This is a genomic window from Catellatospora aurea (assembly GCF_042663325.1).
GTDB lineage: Bacteria > Actinomycetota > Actinomycetes > Mycobacteriales > Micromonosporaceae > Catellatospora > Catellatospora aurea.
The window spans coordinates 42,952-49,307 of the sequence record NZ_JBHTAC010000058.1; the positions used below are offsets into that span (position 1 = coordinate 42,952).

At 68.9% G+C, this 6,356-nt stretch carries 2 protein-coding genes; both read right to left on the bottom strand.

The genetic code is table 11. The features are described from left to right. Window positions 1-201: 201 nt before the first annotated feature. On the bottom strand, window positions 202-3,795 hold the full coding sequence (locus tag ACFQO7_RS34160) for a BTAD domain-containing putative transcriptional regulator (RefSeq protein ID WP_376810257.1): 3,594 nt from the start codon (window positions 3,793-3,795) through the stop codon (window positions 202-204). Between the two features lie 33 nt (window positions 3,796-3,828). After that, window positions 3,829-6,279 carry a LuxR C-terminal-related transcriptional regulator gene (locus tag ACFQO7_RS34165; RefSeq protein ID WP_376810258.1) on the bottom strand — a complete coding sequence of 817 codons (2,451 nt, stop codon included), beginning with the start codon at window positions 6,277-6,279 and terminating at the stop codon, window positions 3,829-3,831. Window positions 6,280-6,356 lie beyond the last annotated feature (77 nt).

The window sequence follows — 6,356 nt, forward strand, 5'->3', positions numbered from 1 at the left end:
GCACGATGCGGAACGTGCCGGGCGTGCGGAAGCCACGGCATCCGTCGCGGGTGTGTCGTTTACCCGGGGGTGTTCCGTGCCGTGACACCTGAGTCCGCTTTACCTGGGTTCGTCCGGGCCGACTTCGGCGGTTCGGCGTGGTACGACAGCGTGCGGGTGGTGGAATGCGGACCCACGTGGAGCCGAGCCTGCCACGTCGGATTAGAGCGACTTGGGCAGGTCGACGCGGCTGGTCACTCCGAGTTTGCGGAACGCACCTGTGAGGTGCTGCTCCACGGTCTTGACAGTGACATAGAGCTGCTGCGCGATCTCCTTGTTCGTCTTGCCCTCGGCGGCCAGCGCGGCGACCTTCGCCTCGCTGGGCGTCAACCCCCCGATGCCCGTGACCTCCACGGCGCGCGGCCGGGTGCCGAGAGCCTGCAGCATTGCGGCGGCCTCCTGCTTGAGCGGCTCCGCTCCGCACAACCCTGCCAGCTCATACCCTTGCTGCAGGCGGCCTCGCGCTTCCTGCGTGTGGCCGAGCTCCATGAGGGACCTGCCGAGCAGGCAGGCAGTCTGTGCCTGCTCCAGCCGTGCCTGCGTGTCCGCGAGCAGCTTCGCCGACTCGGTGAGCAGCTCGACCGCTTCTGCTCCCGGGGTGACCGTCGCCAGCATGCGCAGCGCACGGCCACGGGCCCGCGGGGTGCCCCACGTCTCGGCCGACTGGACCAGCTCCCGCGCGACGTCCCTGGCCTCATCCAGTCGGCCGAGTTGTTGCGCGCACTGGATCATCGGGGAGCGCCAGTCGGGAAACAGCGGGTTGGTGATGGCGAGAGCGCGGCATTCGTCTCGGAGCGCCGCGCACGTGTCGTAGGCGGTCTTCAGGTCGCCCTGGGCCAGTGAGAGGGCGATCTCCGCCTCGCCGAACAGACGTTCGCTGACATCGGCCGGGCAGCGGTCGCGTACGTCCTTGACGACCTGCGCGGCCGCGTTGACGTCACCGCTGAGCAGCAGTGCGAGCGCGTAGTAGTTGCCGATGTAGGGCAGGCCGACGTCGATCGACGACGTGGTGACCGCCTCCCAGCTGCTACGTGCGTCGCTGATCGCCTCGGCGAGGTGGCCGCGGGTCAGCATGACGGCCGCCCGGAAGCACGCGGCCGGTGCCAGCGTACGCAGGGAACCGGAGCGGCGGGCGTGGTCGAGTGCGGTGTCGATACTGGGCAGAGCCTGCGGGGCGTCGCAGATGTCCAGCACCTGCCACACGCAGGCGAGGACGCTTTCCGCCATGGGCTGGCGGACGAGGACGTTTCCGGCGACGGCACGCAGAGCCCGTTGCAGTGCCGCGTCTCGATCGTTTCGACAGGCGTCCCACAGCGACAGCGCGGCGTCGAGCATGAGGCCGCCGGTCGTCGTGTCGGTCGGCGTCACACGGCACTGTTCGATCATGGCGCTGAGGCCCAGCGCGTCGCGGGCGGGGTAGGCGGCGTCGACCATGCAGGCTCGCAGGGCCTGGTGCGCGGACAGCGGTATACCGCTGTCCGACAGCGCCTCCTCGCAGACCCGCACAGCCGCCGAGGGCGCCCCGGCGAAGAACAGTGAGCCGGCCAATGCCAGCGTGATGCGTGCCCGGTTGTCCGGGTCGCTCTCCAGCTCGAGCGCCGCTGCCAGGTGCTGTGCCGCCTGGCCGGTGTCGACCAGGTATTCGGCCATCCCGAGCCGGGTCAGCACGTGCCCCAGGTCGGCTCCGAGATCCTCCTCGAGCTGCCTGCGAAGAAACACCACCGCGGAATCCACCGAACCCCGCGCCAGACACACCTCCGCCGCCTGCCCCAACACCGACACCGCATCCACATCACCCCACCGCGCCGGCACCCGCAACAAATGCGAAGCCGCACCCACCACATCATGCGTACGCATCGCCGCCCCCGCCGCCCGCAGATGCAACTCCGCCCGCAACCCCGGCTCGATCCCCTCGTACACCGCCGCCGCGATGAGCGGGTGGGTGAACGAGAACGTGTTCGTCTCCCGCCGCTCGGTCACGTAGGCGCTGTTGTCCAAGACGTCGAGACCTTCCATGATCTGTTGAGGTGATGTCGCCGCGACGAGCGCGAGCGCGTCCGCGGCGCTCTCCTCGCCTAGTACGGCCAGCGCGTTCGCCGCCGTGGTGGCGGACTGCGGGAAGTCTCTCAGCTGTGTGCGCACCAGCATGGAGATGGCAGGCAACCCCCGGTCAAGCGCCTTCACCGGATCCTGACCGGCAGCCAGCGCCTGGTTGATGCGCCGGCTCAGTTGCCGCAGCAGCAGCGGATTGCCGGCGCTCAATCGTCGGCAGGCGCTCATCACCGGGTCGTCGGGCCGCAACCCGGTCATGGCGGCGACCAGTTCGGTGCTGCCCTGGCCGGTCAGCGGTGGCAGGGTATGGGTAACCGGGGTGAAGGCGGGCAGGACGTGGTTGATCCTTGCCGTCTCCTTGCGGATGCAGGTGATGAGAACAACCGACAGACTGTCGATCCGCGCTGCCAGGTATGCCAGGAATCGGGCGGACGGCACGTCGAACCAGTTCATGTCGTCGGCGAGCAGGACCACCGGGCCACGTTCAGCCAGGTCGACGACGAGCCAGTACAGCGAGTGGACGAGCGCGTACTCGGTCAGCGGGGTCTCCGCGCCGCCCTGGCTCCACTGGGAGAGGAACTGGTGGGCCAGCGCGCTGCCGGCGGAGGGCGGCTCCGCGTGCTCGTCGGCGAAAAGGCCTCCGAACATCTGCCGGACACAGGCCCAGGCGGCTTCGCTCTCGATCTCCCATCCGCTGGCCGTGAGCACCGTACAACCCTGCTCCCTGCCCACCGCCTCGGCATACGCCAGTAGCGTCGTCTTGCCGATGCCGGGAGGTCCTTCAAAGTGCAGGACCGTGCCACATCTGTCCTCAGCCGCCGCGCGCACCGCCTCGTCGATGAGACGCTGTTCACGGTCGCGCTCCACCAGCAAGGTCGGCTTCTCGTACGCGGGCGGCGAGAGCAGCCTGACCGGCGCGCCGCGGTGGGTGATCCGGACGGCGGCGCTTGCGGCCGACGCCAGATCCAGCTCAGGACTCTGCCGCAGGATCGCAGCCTCCAGCTCGCGGCTGGCCTGCTCTGGCTGGGCGTTGAGGTCTTGCCAGAGGCGGGCCTTGAGTCGCTGGTAGAGGCTGAGCGCGTCGGTCTGCCGTCCACTGCGGTACAGCGCCGTCATCAGCTGTCGGTGCAGGCGCTCGTCGAGCGGGGACTGCTCCACCGCGTGGCCGAGCTCGGCGACCAGGTCCCGGTGCTCGCCAAGAGCGAGCCTGGCGTCGGTCAGCGCAGTCAGGGCTGCGTGGCGGAGGGTGTCCAGCCTGACGGCCTGCTCGCTGAACCAGGTGAGACTACGCAGATCGAGCAGCGCCGGGCCGCGCCACATGACCAGCGCATTCCGGAGCAGTTGAGCCGCGCCGCTCGGGTCCGTTGCGTGCCTCGCGGCGTGGATGGCCTGTTCGGCGACTTGTACGTCGGTTCGTTCGTCACCAAGGTCGAGCAGGTATCCGTGCCGCCGAGCCGTGATCATGCCGTGCAGGTCGTACTCACGACGCAGAAAGGTGAGGTGGCTGTGCAGCGTGTTCGTCTTGGTCTCGGCTGCTTCCCGCTCCCAGGCGATCTCGATCAGCCGGGCGCTGCTGATGATATGTCCCGGCGTGAGGGCGAGCGCGGCGAGGACCGCGCGTCGGCGCAGGCCGCTGACGGCCCGGGTCTCGCCGGCTACTCGGACCTCGACCGGTCCCAGCAGCCCCACCCGCACCTCGTCCATCTAAGGATGCCGTTCGGGATCACTCATCATGTCTCATGGTGCATCAGCTGCGCCTGGCACGGGTGTCGTCCGACCGGTCCGATCGAGGTCAGCCTGCCCGGTCGTCTGGCGGAGGTCCAGCCGGCGGGAGACGCCGAGCTTACGGAAAGCGCTCGTCAGGTGGATCTCTACAGTTTTGACCGCTATATACAGTTCCTGGGCGATTTCCCGGTTCGATCGACCGGCGGCGGCCAATTCCACCACGCGTGCTTCGCTCGGGGTGAGGTGGCGAGGACGGTCGGCATGGCCGTTGCGCGGGCGTACCCCTAGTAGGCGGAGGCTGACGGCGGCGTCTTGGGCGACCGCGTCTGCGCCGCACTCAACGGCGACGTCGTGGGCAAGGTGCAGGTGGGTTCGCGCGATTTCGGGCTTGTCCGCACGACGGAGGCTTTCCCCCAGCCGGTGCAGCGTGGTGGCGAGGTCGGATTTGAGGTCCCCGGCCACGAACTGCTCCTTGGCTGCGAACAGCAGGTCGATGCGTTCCTGGCCGCTGGCGGCTTCGGCTGCGGCGAGCAGGGATCGGCCCACGGCGCGGGGCGTGCCCCAGGCGGCGGCCAGGTCGACGAATTCGCGTGCGACCTCCTGCGCCTCGTCGACCCGTCCCAGCCGCGACAGGCAACTGACCATGGGGGTGCGCCAGTCGGGGAACAGAGGGTTCGTGATCCCGCGGGCCGTGCACTCGCCACGCAGCGCTGACGCCCCTTCGAGCGCACGGTCGATCTCGCCGTGCACGATGAGCAGCATGATCTCGCTGAGCCCGTAGACACTGCTGACGATCTCCTGTGGCGCCACCGCGGCCATCTCGGCGTGCACCGCGTCGGCGGTCGCGACGTCGCCTGCCTGCAGCAGCGCCATGACGTAGTTGGCACCGATATGCAGCCGGGTCAGCTCTGTTTCGCACCGTTTCGCCTCCGCCCAGCCCAGGGCGAGTTCGACCACGGCCTCCCGTGGCGAACCCTGGGCCGCGAGTGCCATACCCCGATGGCATCGGGCGAGGGCCACGGCGCGTGGTGAACCCGATCGCTCGGCGCGGGCCAACCCGGCGTCGACACTCGGCAGCACCGCCGGTGAGCTGCACAGCTCAAGCACATGCCAGGCTCGCGCCAGCAGGCCGTCCCCCAACGGCTGGGCGTGCAGAGCGGCCAGGTCGGCCGCGCGCAGGGCGTGGAACTGCGCTGAGGCGACGTCGTTACGGCAAGCATCGCGCCAGGACATCGCCGCCTCCAGCATCATGCCTCCTACCGAGGGCGCCGCCGGAGTCTGGCTCAACCTGTCGAGGTCGGGTTGCAGCGCGGCCGCGTCACGCGACGAGTACGCGGTGATGATGGCCACGGCCGCCAGCGCGTGGCGGCTGGACTCTGCGGCCTCCGGTGCCTCGCGCAGGCTCTCCGACGCGATCTCGTGCGCGGCAGCGGGACGTCCGCTGAAGAACAGGGACAGGGCCAACGCCAAACCGATATCAGCACGCCCGGCCGCATCACCCTCCAACACCAACGCCGCCGTCAAATGCTGCACCGCCTGACCCGCATCCACCAGATACTCAGCCATCCCCAACCGCGTCAACACACGACCCCGGCCCGCCCCCAACTCCTCCTCCAACAACCTGCGCAAAAACACCACCGCAGAATCCACCGAACCCCGCGCCAGACACACCTCCGCCGCCTGCCCCAACACCGACACCGCATCCACATCACCCCACCGCGCCGGCACCCGCAACAAATGCGAAGCCGCACCCACCACATCATGCGTACGCATCGCCGCCCCCGCCGCCCGCAGATGCAACTCCGCCCGCAACCCCGGCCGCACCCCCTCATACACCGCAGCCCCGATCACCTCATGAGCAAAAACAAACCGCTGCGGACCCTCCTCCACCACCAACCGATTACCCTGCAACACCGCCAACTGATGCAACGCCTCCCCAGCACCCACCCCCGCCGTCCACGCCACCGCCTCCACCGACCCCGGCAACACCGACAACGCCTGCGCCACCCGCACCGCACCCACCGGCAACTGCCTAACCTGCGCCTGAATCAACCGACGCACCCCCACCACACCCCGCGCGAAACCCTCCTCCACCGACCCCGCACCCACCAACTGCCCACACAACTCCCGCAACAACAACGGATTACCACCCGTCAACTCATGACAACGGGCAGCCAACCCCCCACCACCATCAACCACCCCACCCAACAACGCCCCACCACCGGCCACCGACAACGGCTCCAACACCCGCGCCGACGACGCAAACCCCGCCACCAACCGATCGACCTCGTCAACCCCCGGACGCAACGCCCCCAACACCACCACCGGCAAACGCTCCACCCGCGCCGCCACATACACCAACCACCGCACCGACTCAAGATCCGCCCACTGCAGATCATCAAGGACCACCAACACCGGCCCCCGCTCACACAACCCCACCACCAACCGATACAACTCCCGCATCACCACAACCTCACCGACACCACCCCCCTGCCCCGACTCCACCCCCGCCAACAACTCCCCCACCCCGACACCCGAAC